This is a genomic window from Sorangiineae bacterium MSr11367, assembly GCA_037157805.1.
GTDB lineage: Bacteria > Myxococcota_A > Polyangia > Polyangiales > Polyangiaceae > Pendulispora > Pendulispora rubella.
Map to the genome: position 1 here is coordinate 6,527,069 of CP089983.1, position 22,749 is coordinate 6,549,817.

Genomic DNA, 22,749 nt, shown 5'->3' on the forward strand with positions numbered 1-22,749 from the left:
TGGCCCTCGCAATGGCCAATGGATCATCGAGACTCGAAGTAGTGCGCAGGGCGTACGTACGCGCACCCATCCCACGCGAAGCACCGCTTCGACAGCGCGATGCGCCGACCATGCCCAATGAAAGACGATGGGATTCGTCCTCTGCACGGACAAGTTAAGCGCTGTAAAAGCTATCGACGTTCGTTTTTACGGCGCGACCGGCCGGTTGCCGATTTGGCTATTCGCTGCGCGTGAGGAGACGGCCGGTGAGGTGCGCGATGGTGACGTCCGCTTGGACCCAATCGACGTGGGCGCGCGTGCGGCGGAGTTCGGCGTCACGCACGTCGTCTTCCGCCTTCACGAGCTCCAGCGCCGTGGCACCGCCGGTGCGAAAGAGTTGCTCTTTGGCGGTGAGCTGTTGCTCGGCGATGGAGAACGTCGCACCGGCGAGCTCCAGACGGCGCTGGGCGGACGCACTATCGGCGACGGCGTTTTCCAGCTCCTTCAAGATGCGCTGTTTCGTCTCTTCGAGCTTTTGCTGCGCCGAGGATATCGCCAGGTCCGCGCGTGTTTTCTCCGCACGGCGGCGCGTACCGTCGAGCGGGGCCTCGAAGGTCAGCCCCACGTGCGCGCTCCACGCCTCGAGGCCGTAAACCTGCTGCAGCGCGGGCGGTATCTCGCGGTTTCCCAGGCCTTGCGCCTGGACGTACGCATCGAGATCGAGCTTCGGGCGAAGCTCGTCGGCCGCCGTGCGTGCCCGAACCTCCGCAAGATTCACCTCCGCGCGCTGCCCGGCCAATTCGTACGACACCGCGAGTGCACGCTCGCGCGCGTCCGGCGGAGGCGGCACCGGCGCAGGCGGAGCGCGGGTCACATCGGCGCGGCGTGCCCCCAACGACGCGTCGCCCACCAGGCGAGCAAGCTCGTTCGAGCTCTTACGCTCCTCGCGCAACGCCCCCGTCACGTCCTCCTCGCGTTTCGCCACATCGGTTTCGATGGTGAGTGCATCGGCAGGGGCGGCGCTGCCCGTGCGGATGCGTGCGGCGGCATCGGCGAGCTCCGCGCGGCCTCGTCCCAGACTGCGCTCCCGAATTTCCACCGCACGGCTCGCGTAAAAGAGCTCCCAGTAGCCTTTGAGCACGTCACGCATCAACTCGCTCGCCGTTTGCTCCGAGGCACTCGCGGCCTTCGCGCGTGAGGCCCTCGCTTGCACCAGCTCGGCCTCGAAGACGTCGCGCCCTGCGCCGCGCAAGAGCGGCTGCTTCAGCGACAGCTTGGCCAGCGCGCCGTAGGCCGGGCCAAAGGTGAAGGTCGCGAGCTGCGGCGGGTTCGCAGTCGTATTCACGAAGGTCGACTGCATACGCTGGCTCTGGCCTTCGAGCCGCAAGGTCAGATCCGTTCCCCAAAGGAAGTGCCGCGAGATCTGCGCGCCAAGCTTGTACGTCGTCGACTCCGGCGTCGTCACCCCGGAGACGCTGAGAGAGGGCGTCTTCGTGCGATCCGCCTGACCATCGAGCCCCAAGACGAATCCGTAGCGATGCCCCTCGCCTTCCTCGAGCAACGCCGCGCGGCGCAGCTCCGTCCTCGCGGCCGCGAGGCCTGGATTGTGCGCCAGTGCACTTTGCACCACGCCCGCCTCACTGACGATTTGCCCTCCCTCGCGCTCGGCCCGTGCATCTCGTGCCGAAAGTGACACGAGCGCCCCCGCAAAGAGAAACCGAAGTAAGAACCGGAATCTACTCATGACGAAGTGCCTCGATGGGATGAAGACGCGCGGCCTTGCGCGCAGGTAAGAAGCCAAAGGCGATTCCAAGCACCGCCGAAAAGGCGAAAGCCCCCGCGATGAGCACGACGTCGATGGCGAAGGGCAGTGCGAGCATGCGCGCCACCGCGAACGAGCCTCCCAATCCCACCGCCACACCGACGGCCCCTCCGATGGCGCAAAGAAAGATCGACTCCACGAGGAACTGCAACAACACGTCTCGAGCGAGCGCGCCGATCGCCAGGCGCGTTCCAATTTCGCGCGTGCGCTCGGTGACCGAGACCAACATGATGTTCATGATTCCGATTCCGCCGACCAAAAGGCTCACCGCGGCGATGGCCGCGAGAAGTGCGGTGAGGGCCTCCGTCACGCTGCTGACGGATTTGGCGATCTCGCGCGTATCGCCGATGTAGAAATCGTCGTCCTCCTGCGACGGGGTGCGCCTCCGTTCGCGCAATACCCCACGGACCGTGTCTTTCGCTCGCCGGATCGTCGCCTCGTCGCCGATGGTCACAAAAATGGTTCCGATGTCGGAGTTCCCGGTGAGGCGTCGCTGCACGGCGCGAAGTGGCATGATGACGACGTCGTCCTGGTCCTGACCGAACGACGTCTGCCCTTTCGACTCGAGCACGCCGATGACTTTGCAGCTGACGGTGTCCAACCGCATCATCTCACCGAGCGGATTCTCGGGGCCAAACAGCTTCCGTCGCACCGTTTCACCGAGCACGCACACCGCAAGACCGGCCTCGAGCTCCGATTCCGAGAAATCACGCCCGGCGAGAACACGCAGGTTTCGTACGCGAAAGTAGTCATTGGTCGAGCCGTACGCGGTCGTTTTGGAGTTCGTGCTTCCGTACACCGCACGTACGTTCGACGATGCGACGGGCGCGAGGCCGGTGAGGCCGGGCACCTCGCGCGCGAGGGCGCGCACGTCGCTCATGTCGAAGGAGTGCATCTTCGTCATCGACCCGCGGCGCGAACCGGGCGACACGATCAACATGTTGGTGCCGAGGCTCGCGACCTCCTTCGTGACCCGCACGGTCGCCGCGCGCCCCAACGTCACCATCGCAATGACCGATGCGACGCCGATGACGATGCCGAGCATCGTGAGCAAAGATCGCATCGCATTTCGCCGCAATGCCCCGAGCGCCATGAGCCACGTCTCGGTCCACATTACGATTCCTCGGGCGTATTCGGCGCGTCCTCCGCAACCATTCCATCGTGAAACCGAATGATGCGGCGCGCCCAGCGCGCGACGTCCGGTTCGTGGGTCACCATCACGACGCTCATGCCACGGGTGCGATTCAGCCCGGCGAGGAGGCGCATGATCTCGCCCTTCCGTGCCGAGTCGAGATTGCCCGTCGGCTCGTCGGCCACCACCAGCAACGGATTCGTCACGATCGCGCGCGCAATGGCCACGCGCTGCTGCTGCCCTCCCGAGAGCTCGTTGGGCTTGTGGTGCTCGCGTCCCTCGAGCCCCACTGCATGCAGCGCCTCGCGCGCAAGCTCACGGCGATGGGAACGCGGCACGCGCCGATAGACGAGGGGAAGCTCCACGTTCTCCAACGCCGTCGTGCGCGGAAGCAGGTTGAAGCCCTGGAAGACGAATCCGATGCAGTGTCGCCGCAGGCGCGCGAGCGCATCGGTGTCGAGCGCGGTCACGTCGATGCCTCGAACGAAGTACGCGCCCGACGTCGGAGTATCGAGCGCTCCAATGATGTTCATCGCCGTCGACTTGCCCGAGCCGCTCGCCCCCACGACGGCCACGAACTCACCGTGCTGCATCGCGAAGCTCACGCCATCGAGCGCACGCACCTCGGCGTCGCGTTCGCCGTACACCTTCGTGACATTGCGCAGCTCGAGAAGCGGCAAATCATGGCTGTGCGACATCGACGACGATCTCCGATCCCACCGAGAGCAAAGGCGACACGAGCTCGGTGAAGGTTCCGTCGCTCGCGCCCGTCTTGACCAGCACCGCGGAAAGCGCGTCCCCGTGTCGCACGTAGAGGCGCTTTTCGCCCGCCCGCGGCGGCGGCCCGGCAGAGGCCGATGGCGGCGGTGTGAATCGGAGCGCCGCATTGGAGACGACGGTGGCGTTGGGCGTGGTCTCGCTGACGATGGTCGCCGTCGCGGTCATGCCGGGCCGCAGCACCCGGTCCGTGTTGTCCACGGCGAGCACGGCCACGTACGTCACGACGTTTTGCTCCGTCGTCTTCGAATCATTGCTCTTCGCGTCATCGCCCTTCGGGGCATTGCGCACCGAGAGAACGCGCGAAGGAAACTGCCGCCCCGGATAAGCGTCGACCGTAAAAAAGGCCTCCTGTCCCTCTCGCACACGTCCGATGTCCGCCTCCGCCACATCGACGAGCAGCCCGAGCTTGCGCAAGTCTTCGGCCACCTTGAAGAGAACGGGCGTCGTGTACCCCGCCGTGACCGTTTGACCTTGCTCGACGGTGCGGCTCAACACGATGCCGTCCATGGGCGCGACAATCTTCGTCTTGCCGAGCTTCGAGGTGTTCGACTTCAAGTTCGCCCGCTGGATCTCTGCGTTGGCGCGTTTACCTGCCAGGTCCGCTTCGGCCCGCATGGCCGCGGCATTCGCGGCCTCCAAGTCTTTCTGCGCGATGAGACCGAGCTTCGATTGCTCGACGGCGCGCTGCCGAGCCTGCGTCTTTTCGAGGAGCGTCGCCTTGGCCTGCTCGATGTCGGCCTCGGCGGACAGCACCTGCGCGCGCTGTTGCTCGACGGCGGCGCGGAGTTCCTCGGGATCGATCTCCGCAAGCACCTGCCCCTTGGTGACGTGATCGTTGTAATCCACGAGAACGCGCTGCACTTTGCCGGTCACCTGGGCACCGACCTCGACGGTGTTGAGCCCTTGGAGCTTTCCCGTCGCGGAAACGGTCACGCGCAGATCCTGCTGCGCGATGCGTTCCGTCGTGTAGTGCGGACGCGCATTCTCGGCGCGCCGATGGAGGATGCTCCGTGCACCGACGACGAAGCTCGCGAGCAGGGCGGTACCGAACGCGGCGCGCAGCAGCACCTTGTGCCCCCTCTTCTTATCGAGCCCGAGGACGCGACGAAGATCTTCCACATTTTCAAGCATGGCCGTGTGTTCCAAACATGGGCACGCGCCGCTCTAATCCCCAATCCTCTTGGAAAAACGGCAATGCCGACCAGTGGTCCGTTCGGGCGCACGAGTGGGCAGTCAGCATGCGCCAGTGGACCGTGACTGGACGCCCCCCGCACACGAGCTAAGAACTTCGCGTGGCACCGATGGTTCGCTCGTTCGAAATGACACGCAGACGCCAACGCTGGTTCGGGGCGGGCGCGGCATCCTTGTTCCTCTTGGTTCTGTGGCTCGCGCCCTTTCTCTTCTCTTCCCCTCAGGGGTTCGTCTCGGCAGCGCAGCGGCACGCGGCGATCGTTCGGTCCATCATCTGGGTCCTCCAAATTCCGGTCACCATCGCGTGCCTCTCGCTGCACCACGAGTGGGCGGTGCGCCACGGTGCGAGCACGGCGAAATCCGTCATCACGAGCCTGGCACTGGCCATCTCGATTGGGTTCTTCTGGGGGGCCTTGATCAACGTCGTCGTCGACCCTCAGCTGCCCGCGGGTATGGATCGCTACGATCTCGGACGAACCGCGATGAGCGGCATCTTCTCGGGCTTCTTGCACAGCGGGGTGTGGGCCTTCGGCTTCGTCTACGTCTTCGCCGCCGAAGACGCGCGCATGCGGGCGCTGGAGCGGGAGGCGCACAAATCGGAAGCCGCGCGCTTCGCCGCCGAGGCGGAGCAGCTGCGCGCCACCGCGGAGCTGGCGCGCCTTCGCTCGCAGCTCGAACCGCACTTTCTGCTCAATACGCTGAATGCCATCTCGGGCCTGGTGACGCGAAGTCCCAAGGAGGCGCGCCGGCTCATTGGATGCTTGGGCGATCTTCTCGCCGACTCCCTGCGCGATGCGGACGGCATGCAGACGCTCGACCAAGAGATGCAATGGCTTCACCGCTACGCGGAGATCCTCGAGTCGCGCCATGCGAATGCCTTGCGTTTTCACTGGATCGTGTCGGACGCCACGCGCCAAATCCTCATTCCGCGCTTGCTCCTGCAGCCGCTGGTGGAGAACGCCGTTCATCACGGCGCGCTTCGTCGCGCGGGCGGCGGGGAGGTCACCGTTCGCGTCGAGCTGGAGCGCCGCGCCGACATCGACGACGTGGTCTGCACCATCGAAGACAACGGGCCGGGCCTCTCCACGGACCCCACGCGCCCGGGCGCATTCGGCATCCACTCCGTGCGACGACGGCTCGCGCTCGAATACCGCGATGCCAACCTGCACCTCGAATCCACGGGTCGAGGCACCCGTGCGATCGTCCGCTTTCCACGCGAAGCGATGCGCAAGGCGGCCGAAATGGGGGTGACCGCGTGAGCACCGAGAGGCTGCGTGCCCTCATCGTCGAGGACGAGTGGCCTGCGCGCGAATACCTGGTCGAGCTCTTCGAAGATTCGAAGCTCGTCGATGTCGTGGGCGCGGTCAGCAACTTGGACGAGGCCCGTCAAGCGCTGCACGACACGGCGCGACTCGGCATCGACGTGGCCTTCATCGACGTGCGCCTCGCCGGGGAAGGCGACCAGGGCGGCCTCGATCTCGTGCGAAGCTTCAGCGGCCGGGCGAACGCCCCGATGTTCGTTCTGGCCACGGCCTTTCGCGATCACGCCATCGAGGCCTTCAGCTTGGACATCGTGGACTACCTGGTGAAGCCGTTCACCGAGGAGCGCGTGGAGCAATGCCTGCGGCGGCTTTTGGCGCGGCGGCGAGCCTCCGTGCCGGCTCACAGCGGGCGCATCGTGGCGCGGCGCGGAAAGACGCTGGTCTTTCTCGAACCCGACGAAGTCTGGGCCTTCGAGGCGGCCGAGCGATTGACGTCGGTGCACACGCCGCATGGCGTCTTCGACGTCGATCTTTCGCTGGCCGCCATCGAGCTCTCCTTCGGCCGCAGCTTGCTGCGCGTGCATCGCAATTGGCTGGTGAACGCGGCGCACATCAAAGAGCTGGATCGCGAGGGCCGCGAGACGCGCATCTTCGTCGGCTCGTGCATCGGCCCGGAGCAGCGCGGGGTGCGCATTCCAGTAGGGCGCGAGCGCGCGCAGGCCGTGCGCGACATGCTCCTGGCCAGCGCCACGGGCGTGCGCCGCGGTCAGTGAGGATCGCGGTCAGGAGGCGGCGACGCCGCCATCCACGACCAACTCGGAGCCGGTCACCCATTTCGCCGCGTCGGAAGCCAGGTACAACGCGGCCGCTGCGATGTCCGAGGGTTCACCGAGACGGCCGATCGGATGCAGCGCCAGCAGCGCGGCGATGGAGGCCTCGCGATCGGGGGCCAGGCCCAACTCGACGTAGCTGTCGACGAACTTCGTGCCCATGTCCGTGCTGGGAATGAGCCCCGGATGGATCGAATTGACCCGAATGCCCGTGCCCAGCCGGCCACACTCGACGGCGGCGGACTTGCTCAGCGCGCGCACGGCGCCCTTGGACGTGGAGTAGGCGCCGTGGCCGGCGACGCCGATGATTCCGGCGACCGACGAAAGGTTGATGATCGAGCCCCCCTTGCCTGCCACGCCGCCGGGCGACATCGCACGCGTGGCGTGCTTGATGCCGAGGAAGATGCCCTCCACGTTCACCGAGTGGATCTGCTTGAATTCTTCCAGGCTGCACTGCGAGAGCATCGCGCTTCGCTCGATGCCCGCGTTGTTCACCAGGATATCGAGCCCGCCCAGATTCCTGACCGCCGTGGCGATGGCCGCTTCCCATTGCGGCTCGGAGGTGACGTCGTGGAGCACCTGTTCGGCGGTTCCGCCGGATGCGCGAATGGCCTGGGCGGTCCCGTAGCCGCCGTCGTCGGCGACGTCCGTGACCAGCACGCGGGCACCCGCCTGCGCCAGCGCGCGGGCGATTTCGGCGCCGATGCCGCGTGCCGCACCGGTAACCAGCGCAACTTTGCCGTCGAGACGGAAGGCTCGGGTGTAGTCGGTCATCGTCCTGATGGGAGCCCCTGCAAAAGGGCGTACCGCGTCCGATGCGTTCGCTCGGCGAAGCGTCGCGCAGTTTCTGCCTTCGCTTGTGGCACGCAGGAAGGAGCCCCGTTTCATCCCTCTTCGAAAGACGCCAGAACGGACTGCGTAGAGTAGTCCCATGAAAAGGACGACGAACCCAGTTCTGCACGCGATATCCGCGAAGTGGACGCTGGTGAGCGTGGCGCTGGCCGCCATGGTTTCGGCGGTTGTTGCGTGTGGGATATCGAGTGACACGTCGCAGGATGTTTCGCAGTCATTGCCATCGACGAACATCGCCGTGACGTCCCACACGTACGCCGGCCTCGATGCGCACGACGGAACGATGCTGCTCCACCAGGGCACGTACTACTTGTACGGCACGCGGTACGGCTGCGGGTATCAATGGCGCGTGCCCAATACGCCCTTCTGCGGGTTTGGCGCATGGACCAGTACGGACTTGGCCAATTGGACGTACCGCGGCTTGCTCTTCCAACCCAGCGATGGCAACGACTGGAACAACGAAACCTGGAATACGACGTGTGGTGCCGGTGGCGAAGGGTGCTTCAACCCGCGCATGGTCCAACGCCCGGACGGGGTGTGGATCCTCTGGTTCAATGCGCCCCGCGACTTCGCGACCAAGGGCAACAATGCCTATTATGCCATGGGCTGCAACAGCCCCATTGGCCCGTGCGGCGAGAACGCGGGTCCGCCGTATGGCACCACGCACAAGCCATCGCCCATGAATTTCTGCCATGGCAATGGCGATTTTTCCATCGTGACCCGCGGCTCGGACGCATACATCTATTGCACGCTCGCCGACCAGACGCTTGCCGTCGAACGATTGGACCCCTGGTGGTCCAACGGCTCCACCAACGGCGCGAGCACACTCGCAGGGCTCACCAACGTCGAATCGCCCGGGGTCTTTCAGGCTTCGGACGGCACCTGGATCCTGACGTACAGCGATCCCAATTGCGGCTACTGCTCGGGCGATGGCACCGGCTACGCCACCGCCACGTCGCCGCTCGGCCCGTGGTCTGCCCCCGCGAACACCGGATTTGCGGCGCCCGGCACGGGTCGGCGCGGCATCTCCGCCAATTCATGCGGAGGACAGCCGCGCACCGTGTTCACGCTGGATGGGCAACCCTACGAGTGGATCGACTTATGGGGCAGCTGGTTGGGCGATGCCAGGAATCAGACGCGGGCCAGCATTCACCTGGAACCGCTCTTCGCCGCGCCCCCCTACGACAGGCCCTCGGATGGCACCCTCTTCGCCGGGGGAATCCAGCCGTTTGCCTGCCGCTGAGCAAGGATTACTGGAGGTTCACCAGCGAAACCTGACCGAGGCCGCCCGTGCCATCGTCATCCCCCCACGAGGCCACTGCGAGGGTATTGCTCCCCCGGGTGCGCAGAAGGCCCGTCGGAATGACGAATACGCGCTGCGGACCGACGTCGTTGATGTAGCGCCCGATGTTCCATCCATTGACGAAGATTTGGAGTCGATATTTGCGTTTGGGATCATCGGTGATCCGCAGGCCAATCGACGTCTCGGGCCCAGGGGGCACGTTCAGGTGGAAGTCGGTGCGGTACCGGCTCACGCCGGGCGTGGGCTCGGTGGCGGGCAATGTCGTTTTCGCCCAATCCCGGTCCGGATAGCCGGGCAGCGACCAGCCGGCACGCTCCCCGAAAAGGCCGCCATTGTTGAGAGGACCGCGCACGGGATCGGCCAGGTCCTCGCCTCCGAGATTGCCTTGAATCTTCCAGGCGAGGGCCGCCGTGCCGCAGCCAACCAGCGACGCGGAGGTCAAGCCGCGAGGCTCCTTGTGGGAATCGTTGTGGAGCCAATCCTGGTTGTGCCCCATGTTCTCGACCAGCACCGCGAGCACGTTGTCGGCATTGGGCCGCAATGCTCCCGCCGGAATGGTGAACGTGCGCGCTCCGTTTCCATTCGCACCGAGGTAAACGCCATTCAACCATGCCGCGCACTTGCCCTGGTTGCCCGTGGTCGCCGAAAGCGATACGCCCGTCTCCGCGCCGCGGGCTTGGACGTGTGCGCGGTACCGACCTCCCGGGTTGATGTTGTACCGACCGCGCTCAGAGATGCTCGTCGTCGAGCATTTGCTCCGGATCGTGCCACCAGTATTTCTCGGCGGCGTGGGCCGCCTCCGGCGCGGGGTCGAGCACCCGATGGGGCGATGACAACGCCGCGGCGGTGCTCGATCGGAAGGGCGCGAGGATCGATTCCACGGTGTGCAGCTTTCCGTTCTTCATCACCGATTTGACCTTGGCCAAGTCGTTGATCTCGACCAGCGGATTGCCGTCGACGATCACCAGATCGGCCACCTTCCCCTTCTCCAAGGTTCCCAGATCGCGCCCGGCGCCGACGACCTCCGCCGTTAGCTTGGTCGCCGTCTGCAAGGCTTGCCACGGCGGGACACCGCCCACCTTGACCTGTGCACGCAGATTCAAATGCAACGCGGTTGCGACATCGTCGAGCGGCGAGTCGGTTCCGGCGACCATGACACCACCGGCCGCGCGGATGCTCTGAACCGTATCTTGTTCTTTGTGCAGGGCCGAAAGGGCCAGCACGGGATCGGTGTTCTGCGCCGTATCGCGCTTGGCGCGCAGCGCGGCCTGGGCCCACGGCGTGTTCAACGTCAGAAGGCGCGTGTCCTCCACCATGCCGGGGTCGTCAGCGTAGAAGGTCGTGTTGAAGGTGGTGGTCATGCCGAACATCCCCGATTCGCGCAAGAGATCGCGCATATCGCGGTAGCTGACCCCCGTGGCCGAGCGGGTGTACGGAAATCCGGTTCGCGTCGTACCACTCAAATGGGTGATGGCATCGACCGGATACGCCTGCAACGCGGGCATGTAGTGCGACGCGACATAGACGCCCATCGTGTCGTGCGCAAACGTCGTCACCTTGGCCTGGTCGACGTGCGGCAGACGCACGTACGTCTTGATCATGTCGTAGTCGAGCGCCTTGGCGCGCGAGAGCTCCCGGGCCAACTGCACGTCGCCGCCGCTCACCGGACGCATCATGTTGTAATAAATGCGCTCGCCGTCGATGGCCTCGCCCGTGGAAAAGAAGCGCGGGCCGATGCGCTCGCCGGATTCGAAGGCCTCCTTGGCCTCGACGGCGCGGTAGGCCGGATCGGCGACGGAATTGAGCGAGGTCACGCCATAGGCCAGCCAGAGGCGCCCGAGCCGGTCACCGTAATATTTGCCATAGAGCAGATGGTGCGTGTGCGCCTCCCATAGACCAGGGACGACGGTCTGCGCCGAGGCATCGATGCGGGTCACGCTTCGACCATCCTGCGCGTCTTGCGCGTCGGCCTGGTGCGGGCGGATCTGCGCGATGCGGTTCGCATCGATCACGATGTCCACGTCCGTGAGGACCGTCGGGCCGCGGCCGTCCCAGAAGCGACCCGCATGGATCACGGTGCGGCCCTCGGGGATCTCGGGACGCCAATCGAGGTTCAGCGGGATGTCCCGCGGAGCGCCCCCCGTGCGTGCGATGGTGCGGAGCCTGCCGTTCGACAAGTACAAGAGGGTTTGCGAGTCGCCACTCCAACTCGGGGCATCGGTCGCTTCGTCGTTGACCTGCACGGCCTCGCCGTTCGGCACCCCGTTGCCATCGACGGGCTTGATCCAGAGCGCACTCTCGGAGACGAACGCCACGAACTTCCCGTCGGGCGAATACACCGGCCCGTCGTCACCCCGCGTGCTGATCGACCGGAACGGCGACGGCTCCGTGTACGTGAGCGCCCCCGAGGCGACGTTCACCGTGAGGATCTGGCTGGTGCCCTCGCGGAACCGGCGGCTGTACGGCTTGAGCGCCGCGATGGCGAGGGTGGCGCCGCTGGCGTGCCAACTGGGCTTCGACGGGGCGAAAATGGGCCCGATGACCTGGCGCACGTTGCCCGAGCCGATGTCCACGGTGAAGGTCGCCGTCGTTTGATCCTGGTATGCGAGCTTGGTCCCATCGGGCGACCACGCAGACGCGTACTCGGCGCCCGGCAGCGACGTCACGCGCTGCTCGGCGCCGCTCGCAAGGTCGAAGATGTACAGGTCCTCGGTCCCCGCCTTGTCCGACGAATACGCGATCTTGCGGCCATCGGGCGACCAACTGGGGTCGACCTTGAAGTAGCGATCGCTCGTGATGGCGCGCGGACGTTCCCCAAGGCCCGCCACCCAAATCTGATTGAGCGCCTGGAACACGACCTTCTGACCATCCGGGGAAAGGCGCGGCCCCGCAATGCCTTTGACCGGGCGCTTTTCCTTCGAGTCGAAGTCACGCGCTTTGCGATCGTAATGGGGCACGACGACCGCCTCGAGCTCCGCACGAAACGCGACCGAGCGCTCCGAGCCCGCACCGAGATCGGCAATGCGAATTCCTCCGTCCGCGGTGTACAGAAGCTCGCGATCGTTCAACCAGTTCGCATGGAACGGAAAGACGTCCGTGCGCGTGCCCACGCGGGCGCCGGAGACCATGAGCGTGGCCTCGGCGGCTTGCGGCAAGCCCACCGCGACGGGGGGCGGTGCCAGCTGCGTGTAGGCCACCCTTCCGTCGGCCGCCACCGCCGGCGATTCGAGCCGCATGCCCGCAGGCGCGGTGATCAACGTTCGCGCGGCCCCTCCCAGCGCGGAGGCCTGGATGCTCGCCCCCGTCGCCCCCGTTCCGACGACGTAGGCGAGCTCCGTCCCGCCCGCGAGCCAATCGGGCTCGAATTCGTCCGTCGGCGACGATGTCCACCGCGAGAGCGCGCCGCTCGCGACATCGACGACCCAAATGTCGTACGTTCCCTCGAAACCGCGATCGGACGAAAAGGCAATGCGGGTGCCATCGGGCGAGAAGCGCGGCTCGCGATCGTCGCCGTGGCCGAAGGTCAATTGGCGAAGGCCGCTGCCATCGGGCCGCATGATCCAGATGTGAAACGCGTTGTCGGTGAAGGCTTGGAACGCGATCCAATCGCCCACCGGCGACCAGTGCGGGCGCGACGGCTCCAAGAAGGGCTCCGTGAGGCGCGTGGCCTCACCGCCCGATCGCGCCACCGACCAGAGCGCTCCGCGGAAGTCGAAGACGATGCGCTGCCCATCGGGAGATACCGTCGCGGCGATGTTGGTACCCTCCGTCGAGGTGACCGACACGGTTTTTTCCCGCTCGCACGACGCCGGGCCAAACGCCGAAAGCAACAGGCCGAGCGCGGCCAACGAGACTTTACCCACACGCTTTTGCATCGTCCGAAATCCCCTTTCAGGGCTGATGGCCATTCGTTTCGAAAATCATGTCGCGCATCAATTCGCTCGCACCTGCTGCGATCGTGCCAACCATCGCATCGCGGTGGATGCGGGCGGGGGCTGCGCCGGCGAGGTAGCCGCGCGCTCCGTGGTACTGCAGGCACCATTGGGCGGCGGTCACCGCGAGCTCGGTGGCTTTCAGCTTCAGGATGGACGCGGTGCGCGTATCCAGCTCGCCGCGCGCGTGGAGCCACGCGGCGTGGTAGGCATAGTTGCGCACCAGCTCGAAGTCGCCATCGAGCTCCGAGACCCTGTGCCGAACGGCCTGGTTCGCCGCGAGCGGCGCGTCCTTCACCTGGTGCTCGCGCACGAACCCGTCGAGGAGATCGAGGCAGTGCCCGACGCCTCCCACCGCCAAGAGTCCCGCACACAGCCGCTCGAAATCCAGCGCGCGCATCAGATGCATCAAGGCCTTGTCCCGACGCCCGATCAACCGATTCGCCGGGACGAAAACGCCATCGAGTGTCAGCCGGCAGACATCGGCACTGCGGTAGCACGTGAGGCCCATCGGGGAACGGGTCACGCCGGGACTGCCGGCGTCGATGAGCAGGAGGCTCGCCCCCGTTAGCCCTTTGCCCGCAGGCTTTTCGCCGGTTCGAACGACCGTGACGAACAGGTCGGCCTGGGAGCCGTTGCTGACGTAATGCTTCTCGCCGCTGACCCGATACCCATCGGCGACAGGCTCGGCACGCGTCTGCAAGTGGCGTAGATCGGAACCGGCATGGGCTTCGGTGATGGCCAAAGCCGCAATGCGCTCGCCCCGGCGCGCCCCCGGCAGATACATGTCTTTCTGCTCGGCCGTTCCGAACATTTCGAGGTACGAGAGTGCCATGTAGGCGTGCACGCCGACGGCGGCGCGAATACCTGCATACCCCGTGCGCCCGAGCTCCTCGAGCACGATGGCACTCTCGAGAAACGCGCTGCCCGTGTGGCCGAACGCCAAGAGCCCCTCACGGCCGAGGGCCCGCCAGCCTTCGGCCGGAATGTACCCCAACGCCTCCCATGCCTCCGCATTCGGCAAAACGACACGCGCGAGCGCAGCTCGTACGCGGGCGCGCAGCTCGACGTGCTCGGCGGTGAGGTAGGGCGTGTTCATGGAGCGACCATCATTTGACCGAGATGACCGTGTGCTCCGGCAAAATCGCGGTGAGCTTGCCGGGGATCTTGAAGACGGCATTCGGGGTGCCGGCGGCCGCCCACGTTTCGTCGAACGCGAGCAAGTCTTCATCGACGAACAAAGTCACCGGCTCCTTGTGCCCCAAAGGCGGGACACCTCCGATGGCAAAACCGGTCACCCGTTTGACGTAGTCGGCATCGGCCTTGCTGATTTTGCCGTCCACGAGCCGAGCGATGGCCTTCTCGTTGACGCGATTGGGACCGCTCGCAAGCACCATGACCGGCGCGTCGTTCGTACTGTTGCGGAAGACCAGCGATTTGACGATTTGCGCCTTCTCACAGCCGAGGGTCCGCGCGGCATCGTCGGCGGTGCGGGTGGAATCCGGAAGCTCGAGGACCGTCAAGTCGAGGCCGAGCTTTTGGAGGATGTCTTGGAATTGCTGCGCGCGGGCGCTAATGGTCATGAGGATAGAGCTCCAGAAGGGTGATGGACCCCGAGAAGCGCTTTGCGATCCACCTTGCCCGTGGCGGAGAGCGGAAGCGATTCGCAGAGGTACACGCTGCTCGGGATCATGTACCCAGGCAGACGCTCCTTGAGGAAATCACGAATGGCGGTGGGAGAGCAACCTTCGCCTTCCGACACGACGAACGCCAGCAACGCCTTCTCCCCCGCGACGTCTTGGGAGACGGTGACGAAATTCTGTTTGACCGCCGGGTGCTGGCCGAGATGATGCGATATCTCGCCGAGCTCGATGCGATAGCCGCTGATTTTCACCTGATCGTCGGTGCGGCCCTGGAACACCAGATTGCCGTCTTCGCGGAGGTAGGCACGATCGCCGGTGCAATAGAGCCGCTCCACCTCGCCGTCGATGTCGTATTCGACGAACCGTTCGTTGGTCACGTCGGGTATTCCCAAGTACCCCGGCGACAGGCCAGGGCCTGCGATGAGCACCTCCCCCACTTCGCCCGGAGCGCAGAGTTTCCGGTCTTGGACCACGTAGACGCGCGTATTTTGAATGGGAAGGCCGATGGGCAGCGCCGTCTCGTCCGGCAAGAGTTCCCGAATCGGGTAATAGGTCGCGAAGGTGGTGCATTCCGTGGGGCCGTAGACACTGACGAGTCGTTCGGTACCAAACCGATCCAATCCGCGGCGAATGTGCTTGAGCGAATGCGCTTCCCCACCCGTCAGGACCGTTTCGACGCTCTGGATCGTGTCCGGCGCTTCGTCCATGACCGTGTTGAACAGAGCGGTCGTCAGAAACAAGACGGTCACGCCATGGGTTCGCAAGGCGTGTTTCAACTCCGACAGCCGAACGAACCGCGATGGATAGAGCACGCAGGTTCCGCCGTGAAGGAGCGCCCCCCAGATTTCGAACGTCGCCGCGTCGAAGGTCACCGGGGCCAGTTGCAAGAGAACGGTGCGCGCGTCGAGCCGTGCGTAGGTCGCCCCGTACACCAGCCGCGCGATGCTTTGGTGCCGAATGGGCACGCCCTTGGGTTTGCCGGTCGAACCCGAGGTAAAGTTGATGTACGCAATGTCCTCGGCGGACACCGGCGTATCCGGATTGGCATGATGGTCGCTCGCGTCGGCCGATGCCGACGGGGGCACAGGCAGGACGGGCAGGACGGGCACGTGGTGGCATTCCGGAAAGCGAGCGGCCAACGCCGGTACGCGATCGCTGAGCATCCAGCTGCGGGCCGCCTCTTGGGTGTGTGGGGCGGCGGAGCCCCCCACGACCTGAAAAAGACCGCGCACGCGCTCGTCCGGCCACGAGGGATCGAATGGCAAATATGCTGCGCCGCACTTGAGAATTGCTACCAGCGCAACGATCAACTCCGGAGAGCGATCGATGCACACACCCACGGTCTCCCCCCGCTTCAACCCTTCTTGCTGCAACCGTGCCGCCAAGGCATTGGCCAGCTGATTGAGCTCGCGGTACCGAAGCGCGCGGTCCCGATGGATGACGGCCACCGCGTCGGCGTGATTGCGGGCGCAGCGCTCGAAGAGCTCCTTGACGCTGCTCCCGTCGGGGTACGGTGCCCCCGTCCGATTGATCCGGCGATGCACCGCCAGAGCGTCGCGGTCGAACGTCAGTTTATCGATTCGGGGCTCCCAATCGCGCATGAATGACCTCCAGCAGTTGCTGGCGATGTGTTTCGAGAAAGAAGTGGCCGCCGGGCATCTCGAGAAGCTCGCACGCCCGCAAGCTGAAGGCCTGCCAGCCGCTCATGTTGGCCCGGCCGTCGATGTGGTCCTCGCGGCCGTACATGGCGGTCACGGGCACGTCGACCCCGGTCCCATGCCGATCGTCCCAAAGCTCGGCAAGCCGGATCTCGGCGTGCATAACCGGCAAAAACAGCCGCTTCATGATTTTGTTGTCGAGGATCTCCGACGGTGTGCCCCCCATGCCGCGCACGGCGTCGAGAAAGCCGTCTTCGGACATCTCGTGCATGTACGGACGGGCCTGCGGGGTGTCGGGGCTTCGGCAACCGGAAACGAACAGACCTCGGGTCTGGGCGCCAGGCACCTTCGTGGTCCTGTGAACCAGCTCGTAGGCGAGCCTTCCCCCAAAGCTGTGACCATAGAAAGCGTGCGGCTCGGAGAGATACGGCGCGAGCGCAGCAAACGTATCGTCCAACAATGCCTTCCAATTCGAATACGGCGCCTCGCGCAGGCGACGGCCGCGGCCCGGCAACCGAACGGCGACGAGCTCCACCCCTTCGTCCAGCCCATCGGCCCAAGGCCGGAATAGCTCCGGACTTCCCCCGGCATATGGGAAGCAAAAGAGGCGAATGCGCAGGGGGGTCGACGCTTTCTTGAGCGTCATCATCCACTTGTCGTCGCCGTCCTGCGCGGGACCACCGACATCCGAGGTAATCCTCCCGACCGCGGTCACGCGTCGCTCGGGGCGGCGGCTCGCGGGGCGTTGCGCAGGATGCACGAGGCAATGTCGCGAACCGCGCTCTGACTGAACAGGTCTTCGGGCGGAAGGGCATCTTCGCCGAATTCCTCTTCCACCCGTGCGATGAGTTTCACCGCGGCAAGCGAACTTCCGCCGGCCTCGAAAAAGTCACTGCTGGCATCCTTGATTCGGACACCAAGGCCCTGGCATACGCCAATCACCCACCGTTCGAACTTCTCTTGATTTTCGCTGCTCATCGCAAACCGACCTCCGACCGCACTGGAAAGCGATATCCATTGACCGTCTGCTCGACGAATCGATTGTGATTGAACCTGTTCACGCCGGTCGTAAGAACGTTGCCGAACTTCTCCAGGCTGGCCGCGCCGCCGAACTCCTCGAGCGCGTCCGAATAGGGGTAAACGCGGACCGATGTCGGCAAGTAGCGCGCGGCGAATCCTAGCCGCATTTTGTCGGTGGCGCCCGAGTGCGGGTGCGACGCATGCATCAACGTCGACCAGAAGATGATGAACTGCCCTTTTCGCATCACTTGGGAGACGGCCTTCGCTTCGTCGGGGCTCCAATTCGGGTCTTTTTGCAGCTGCCGATAGTCGTACCCGAAGAATCCGCGCTTGATTCCGCCCTTCTCGACGTTGTTGATGGACTTGTCGTCGTAGACCATCGTCTTCGACTCGTCGTAATTCATCGTCTTGTGCGAGCCGGGAATGAACTGAAGGCAGCCATTTTCCACCGAGGCGTCGGTGAAAGCGGCCCAAACCGTGATGGTGCCGCCGAACTCCGCGTCCTCCGGCCAAACGATTTGAGGGTGCTTCGACCCCGCAACGTTGGAGAAATTGTCGGCCTGGTGCCAGTCGGTCCCCTCGTCCCCTGGATACTTGGGGAAAAACTCCGTGCGCCAACACAAAGTATCGGGCCCCAGGATGCTCGACACGCGATCCACGATTTCGGGACGGGTGATGTGCTCCGCGAGAAAGTCGACGTCCAAATGCCGGTCATAATTGGCCAGATTGGTATTTCCGGAGATGGCACGATCCTGCCTGTAGATGGCCTTTTTCGTGTTGATAAGCTTGGGGCGTAAGCCTTGGAAATGTTTTTCCATTTCCTCTTCGCCGTACAAGTCGAACGGGCCGATGTAACCATCTCGATGAAACTGCGCGAGCGCCTCGGGGCTCAGCGCAAAGTCGACCGTCTGCTTCATACAAGTATCTCCTTTGCCGTTACGAGTGTTAAGCGAATAAGGGGCGTGGATGATGCGCACTGCGCCTAAGCGGCGCAACTCATGGAACAGCGACTTGGCGAACTTTTAATTCCGAAGACTCGAAGCAACGGTGCGTCGAACGAGCCGACGCAACGCATCTCCGATTAAACGCTCGCCGCAGCCTCCACGACCGAGATTGGCACTTTAAGGAAAAAGGCTCAGCACGACAGTAGTAGCCCCTACTGTCACGTCAAGCAGATCATTTATGAATCGCAATGCGATGTTTCTCAAACAACGTATTGGTCTGGTTGAGCGATGTTACTTCCGAATGGAAGAGGCAGTTCCGCACCATTGAATAAGCGGCGGCAATCGGGGCATGTGCCTATCCATTCGATGTTCCAGCGGATAGTGCGAGGCGAGCGCTGGCCAGGTCGGGCCTTGTCTGTCTCGTCTTGTCTCGTCTTGTCTCGTCTTGTCTTGTTTGCCTTGCCAGGCCTTTCTGGGCACGAGTCGTTTCGACCTCACTCCGAGACGATAGGCGCCGGCATCGTGCGCGACTTGGGCAATGTTGACGGAATCATGCCGCAGCCCGAAATGGCGCGGGCAACCCGCACCATGTGCGCGTCGAACGTTGCCATGGCAGCAGCGTCGAGCCATGCAACGTTCACGGGGTGAACGCGTCGTAGGCCAGGAGGCCTCCGAGTTTGCGCAACCAAGCGCACGCCTCAAGCACACCTCAGGCACACCTCAAGCAAAAGGCAGTCCTACCTCCATCGACGAGCGAAGCGATCGAATGCGGTAGCCCCTGGATGAATGTCGATCCACCTCGTGGAGCCCGGCGGTAAGAAAGGAAGAATGCGAAGCGATATTCTCGATATCGCTGTTCGGCACGCCGGGGCATCGCTGCTTTGGCCCCCCCTGGGCGGCGCCCATCGAATCGGCCTGGATATCCGGCCGTCAATAGAGTGCGAAATTCGTCGAGTCGAGGAGGCTGACGCATAGCATACGGGCCGCCGACTCGACGGTCCCGCAGCCGACATCCGGACCTGCGGAGAGGCAGTCCTTCATATCCTGGATCATCTGCCCGCGCTCCTCCAGGGACGGATCTCGCGACCAGGCACGCCGTGCCAGGTTCGTGGCAATCGCGCCGAGGTCCGATGCTCCGGAAACACCGGCCGGATCGAAGCCAGGCGGAAGCACCTCGGAACCGTAAGCACATAGCATTTGTGCAATTTCGCGCTGCGCGAGTGTGATGCGCATGCTCGTACTCGTGGCCCGGCGCTCGCCCGGCATGCAGCCTCCGAGCTCGTTCGCCGCGATCAAGTATGCGTCCCGGTCGAAGCCGCGCGACGCGATGGGGGACGGAACTCGTGTCACCAGAGCGGGATCCACATTTGCGAGCTCCTTCACCGCACCTTGTGGGGACACCACGTACCGATCGCGAATGACGGGGAGGAAGGCGCCATCGACGTATTTGCGGCCGAGGAATCGATAGTCGCAGTATCCAATTGGCGTGCCAAACGTTGCCATGGCCGCGGCGTCGAGCCACGTCTCACCGGAAAGAAGCTTGGTGGCACCGGAGGACCATGACGGAGCGTTCTCGGTGCCGGAGGGAGCATCGGCGGGGGCGTCGTAGAGCAGGCTCGTAAGAATCATCTTTTGAACGCGCGGGATGCTCCCCGTGCGCCGGAGCTCACGCGCCACCACGGCACGCACGGCGGGCAGGTCGTAATCCGGACGAACGAAGCCATTTTGCCACCACGAAACGAACCGCCGAAGCTCTCGATCGGCCGCGGCTTCCCAGAAATCTCCGCGCGCGATCAGGGCTTTGCCGATTTGTTCCAGCCGCTCGCGCTGCGCGTCCGAGGCGGGAGGGAGCCTCCTCAAGGGCGATAGATCCACGAAGGCCTCCGTATCCGTACACCCGATACGACGCGTTCCGTCGGGACACGTGTCGTTGCGCGTGCCAGGCAACCCCTCTTCCTGAAGCGTCACGAGATTGACCTCGTCGTAGGGATGGTCGGCGTAAACGCAGCCGACGGTTCCCAAATCAATGGGTGTACCCAGCGTGTCCGACACGCACGGACGGTACGAACCGCACACGCAGAAGTCGGCCGCGATTTCGAAGCCAAAGGACCCGTACTTCCCAACACCATTCTCGAACCAAAGGGCTCCGTCTTGGAAGTATCGTCCGTGCCATACCGCGGCAATGGGCGCGAACCCGACGACTTCATCGGGACGCGCATTCCGACCTAGAAACGTCGTGAACAGAGAACGTGTCCAATCGGAATCGAGCTCCCCCCCGAAGGTCACCGTCTTGACGAAGGCGGGGTGAATGGCCGCCTTCAGGGTGAACGCGTCATAGGCCAGTGGCACATCCGGATCGTGCAACTGCCGCACCAGGCGATCGAGATCCACGTTCGCTCGAGGCGACGATCCCCCGAACCGCCCCTTACCGGAGACGATCTCGCTCCACCAACGTGCCTGCGTTACCGGGTATTCGGACTTATGCATGAAAGCATCCACGGTCTCCTCGACGCTGCGCAAGGCACAGGCGTCGAGTTCCGCCAAGGTCGGAGTGCGCCCGAGCAAATCGATGGCCGTGCGCCGGCAGATTTCCGCGTTGGATGCCGTCCGCGGACGCAGCTTTTCGTCGTGAAAGAGCGGCAGCAGCACTTGGTCGATGGGATTGCTGCAATGCGCACCCAACGCCGGATCGCAAGGGGCACCACCGTCTCTGCGCGGAGGCCCCTCGGGGACGGGCTGGGTCGGATCGTCGTCGGCAGGCAGCGGGGTACCCGCCGAGCTGCCTGCCACGCATGCCGTGGCGGCGGAAACGGTCGCAGTCAACGCAAAGAATTTGACGAATTGCATTCGGTCCTCCCTTTCTCGGTGCACCGTTTCATCCAAATAGCCGTCGAATGGGATCACTCACCGCGGGAAATCCATAATTGGGATTGGCGGCGTCGAGGCCCATGGCCGAGAGCACCATGGCGAGGAATTGATCCGGCGCATACCGCTCGGCAATTTTGTCCGCGCGGTAGTCGTCCGTGCTCGGTGCGGAGAGCACGCGTCCACCGCGAAGGCCAGCGCCCATGCATGCGTGGGCAAGGTAATAGCAAGATGGGTCATTGCCGTGGTCGGTGCCTTCACCGGCGCTGAATCCGGTCTCATCGGAGCCCGGGTCCCGGCCAAAATCGCTGGTCGTGCAAACCAACGTCGTATCCAAAAGCGACTTGCCCGGCAGCAGCGGATCGGCCACACGCGAGAGAACGAAATGGATGGTCGGCCAGAACCGCCCCACCGCCCGATACAGCGCGCGGCAGGTGCGAAACTCCTGGAAGTGACTGTCGAACCCGTCGATCTCCACGGTGACTGCGCGGCTTCCGAGCTGCAGGAGCCGCACGGCCATTCCGAGATCCACCGCGGCGTCGATCAGCGATTGCTGATTCGGGTCGTCCACGGCGCGCGTGAAGGCATCGAAGAGCATCTGGTTCGTGAGCGGCACCATGTGCCCGGATCGATCGGGTGAAATGTCCACCGTGCCCCGCGCCTCGGAGTGCTTGTTCGGATTGGCGACATTGACCCAATTCGCAAGCGCAGGGCCGACCGTCGCACCGCTGGCCCGCAGATGCTCCATGGTCGCCGCCGCCGCCCCATTGGAACCGGACCGCCGCGCCGCGATGCCCCGATCGAAGCGGGTACGCCACGTCGCGTCCCTCGACCAATCATGTCCGGTGCGGGCGCGCACGTCGTTCTGGTCGACGGGACTCGGACGCGAGCCGGGCAGAGCCTTCGCACCACTGACGGCGATGGGCGTATGCTCGGAGAGAAAGTGCGGTGCGCGCCCGAAGGGCACCCTGGGATGCAGGTGAAAGCCTGGAGCGTCCGTCGGCGAACTCGCCCCGGCCAACCCTGCATAGATGCGGGAGAGAATTCCAATGCCCGAGGGTTCGGCGGACCCGGTGGCGCAGACGCTCTCGTCGCGGGTGTGGTCACCCCGGCCGGGATCCCACGAGCCTACGACGGAGAATCCTTCTGCCCTGGCGAAGTCGCGCATTCGGAGAACGGACAGGCCATTCCAGGCGCCGGGAAGCAGATACGCCGAGTCGGGTACGGGGGCCTCCCCGAAGGAGGGAATGCAATCATCGAGAAATGCCCCCACGGGAAAGGGCAAGTCGCCTTGGATCAAGCCATACGGATTGTATCTCTTCTTGCTGCTTGCATAGAACGCCGCGCTGGAGCGAATTCCGAGCGTGAAGTTCAGAATGAGCACGCGCCGGGCCGGGGCCCCCGAAGGCAGCGCCGCACGCGCCTCGCGCCCCGCACCGAAGCCAGGAATGCACGCGATGCCCGCGCCAACGATGGCACCTTTGAGCAACGTGCGCCGCAACATCGTTCTTCGATCCGTTCCATGATCCATGACAT

At 64.5% G+C, this 22,749-nt stretch carries 18 protein-coding genes; 3 read left to right on the top strand and 15 right to left on the bottom strand.

Annotated features, from left to right (window positions below; genetic code table 11):
- Positions 1-217: 217 nt before the first annotated feature.
- From LVJ94_25010 to LVJ94_25025, 4 genes are read right to left on the bottom strand one after another with little or no spacing between them, the layout of a single operon-like run.
- Positions 218-1,723 carry a TolC family protein gene (locus LVJ94_25010; GenBank protein ID WXB10475.1) on the bottom strand — a complete coding sequence of 502 codons (1,506 nt, stop codon included), beginning with the start codon at positions 1,721-1,723 and terminating at the stop codon, positions 218-220.
- Positions 1,716-2,915 carry an ABC transporter permease gene (locus LVJ94_25015; protein ID WXB10476.1) on the bottom strand — a complete coding sequence of 400 codons (1,200 nt, stop codon included), beginning with the start codon at positions 2,913-2,915 and terminating at the stop codon, positions 1,716-1,718. Before LVJ94_25015 ends, LVJ94_25010 begins: the two co-directional genes overlap by 8 nt.
- Positions 2,915-3,631, bottom strand: a complete 717-nt coding sequence (locus LVJ94_25020) for an ABC transporter ATP-binding protein (protein WXB10477.1) — start codon at positions 3,629-3,631, stop codon at positions 2,915-2,917. Before LVJ94_25020 ends, LVJ94_25015 begins: the two co-directional genes overlap by 1 nt.
- Positions 3,615-4,844: an efflux RND transporter periplasmic adaptor subunit gene (locus tag LVJ94_25025; GenBank protein WXB10478.1), complete on the bottom strand. Its 1,230-nt coding sequence runs from the start codon at positions 4,842-4,844 to the stop codon at positions 3,615-3,617. Before LVJ94_25025 ends, LVJ94_25020 begins: the two co-directional genes overlap by 17 nt.
- Positions 4,845-5,032: 188 nt before the next feature.
- On the opposite strand from LVJ94_25025, the gene LVJ94_25030 reads away from it, so the two are divergent.
- Positions 5,033-6,163, top strand: coding sequence for a histidine kinase (locus LVJ94_25030; GenBank protein ID WXB10479.1), 1,131 nt, complete (start codon positions 5,033-5,035; stop codon positions 6,161-6,163).
- The gene (locus LVJ94_25035; GenBank protein WXB10480.1) at positions 6,160-6,939 is read left to right on the top strand and encodes a LytTR family DNA-binding domain-containing protein; all 780 of its coding nucleotides are present in this window, start codon (positions 6,160-6,162) and stop codon (positions 6,937-6,939) included. The genes LVJ94_25030 and LVJ94_25035 overlap by 4 nt, the downstream gene beginning before the upstream one ends.
- A gap of 9 nt (positions 6,940-6,948) precedes the next feature.
- On the opposite strand, the gene LVJ94_25040 is transcribed toward LVJ94_25035, so the two are convergent.
- A complete protein-coding gene (locus LVJ94_25040) occupies positions 6,949-7,770 on the bottom strand; it encodes a glucose 1-dehydrogenase (GenBank protein WXB10481.1) in 822 nt (273 codons plus the stop codon).
- A gap of 157 nt (positions 7,771-7,927) precedes the next feature.
- On the opposite strand from LVJ94_25040, the gene LVJ94_25045 reads away from it, so the two are divergent.
- Positions 7,928-9,091 (top strand): hypothetical protein, encoded by a 1,164-nt coding sequence (locus LVJ94_25045; protein WXB10482.1) that lies wholly within the window; start codon positions 7,928-7,930, stop codon positions 9,089-9,091.
- A gap of 7 nt (positions 9,092-9,098) precedes the next feature.
- Here LVJ94_25045 and LVJ94_25050 read toward each other — a convergent pair whose 3' ends face one another.
- From LVJ94_25050 to LVJ94_25095, 10 genes are all read right to left on the bottom strand, one after another.
- Positions 9,099-9,863 (bottom strand): beta galactosidase jelly roll domain-containing protein, encoded by a 765-nt coding sequence (locus LVJ94_25050; GenBank protein WXB10751.1) that lies wholly within the window; start codon positions 9,861-9,863, stop codon positions 9,099-9,101.
- Positions 9,864-9,879: 16 nt separating this feature from the next.
- Positions 9,880-13,026, bottom strand: a complete 3,147-nt coding sequence (locus LVJ94_25055; GenBank protein ID WXB10483.1) for an amidohydrolase family protein — start codon at positions 13,024-13,026, stop codon at positions 9,880-9,882.
- A 16-nt stretch (positions 13,027-13,042) separates the two neighbouring features.
- Positions 13,043-14,182, bottom strand: a complete 1,140-nt coding sequence (locus LVJ94_25060) for an acyl-CoA dehydrogenase family protein (protein WXB10484.1) — start codon at positions 14,180-14,182, stop codon at positions 13,043-13,045.
- Between the two features lie 10 nt (positions 14,183-14,192).
- Positions 14,193-14,666 (bottom strand): YbaK/EbsC family protein, encoded by a 474-nt coding sequence (locus LVJ94_25065; protein WXB10485.1) that lies wholly within the window; start codon positions 14,664-14,666, stop codon positions 14,193-14,195.
- A complete protein-coding gene (locus LVJ94_25070; GenBank protein ID WXB10486.1) occupies positions 14,663-16,327 on the bottom strand; it encodes an amino acid adenylation domain-containing protein in 1,665 nt (554 codons plus the stop codon). Before LVJ94_25070 ends, LVJ94_25065 begins: the two co-directional genes overlap by 4 nt.
- Positions 16,299-17,144 (bottom strand): alpha/beta fold hydrolase, encoded by an 846-nt coding sequence (locus tag LVJ94_25075; GenBank protein WXB10487.1) that lies wholly within the window; start codon positions 17,142-17,144, stop codon positions 16,299-16,301. The genes LVJ94_25070 and LVJ94_25075 overlap by 29 nt, the downstream gene beginning before the upstream one ends.
- On the bottom strand, positions 17,096-17,362 hold the full coding sequence (locus tag LVJ94_25080) for an acyl carrier protein (protein WXB10488.1): 267 nt from the start codon (positions 17,360-17,362) through the stop codon (positions 17,096-17,098). Before LVJ94_25080 ends, LVJ94_25075 begins: the two co-directional genes overlap by 49 nt.
- Entirely contained in the window at positions 17,359-18,321 is a 963-nt protein-coding gene (locus tag LVJ94_25085; GenBank protein ID WXB10489.1) for a chlorinating enzyme, read from the bottom strand. Before LVJ94_25085 ends, LVJ94_25080 begins: the two co-directional genes overlap by 4 nt.
- A gap of 957 nt (positions 18,322-19,278) precedes the next feature.
- Positions 19,279-21,195, bottom strand: coding sequence for a DUF1549 domain-containing protein (locus LVJ94_25090; protein ID WXB10490.1), 1,917 nt, complete (start codon positions 21,193-21,195; stop codon positions 19,279-19,281).
- A 28-nt stretch (positions 21,196-21,223) separates the two neighbouring features.
- Complete coding sequence (locus tag LVJ94_25095; protein ID WXB10491.1) at positions 21,224-22,744, bottom strand: DUF1501 domain-containing protein; 1,521 nt, start codon at positions 22,742-22,744, stop codon at positions 21,224-21,226.
- Between the last annotated feature and the right edge of the window lie 5 nt (positions 22,745-22,749).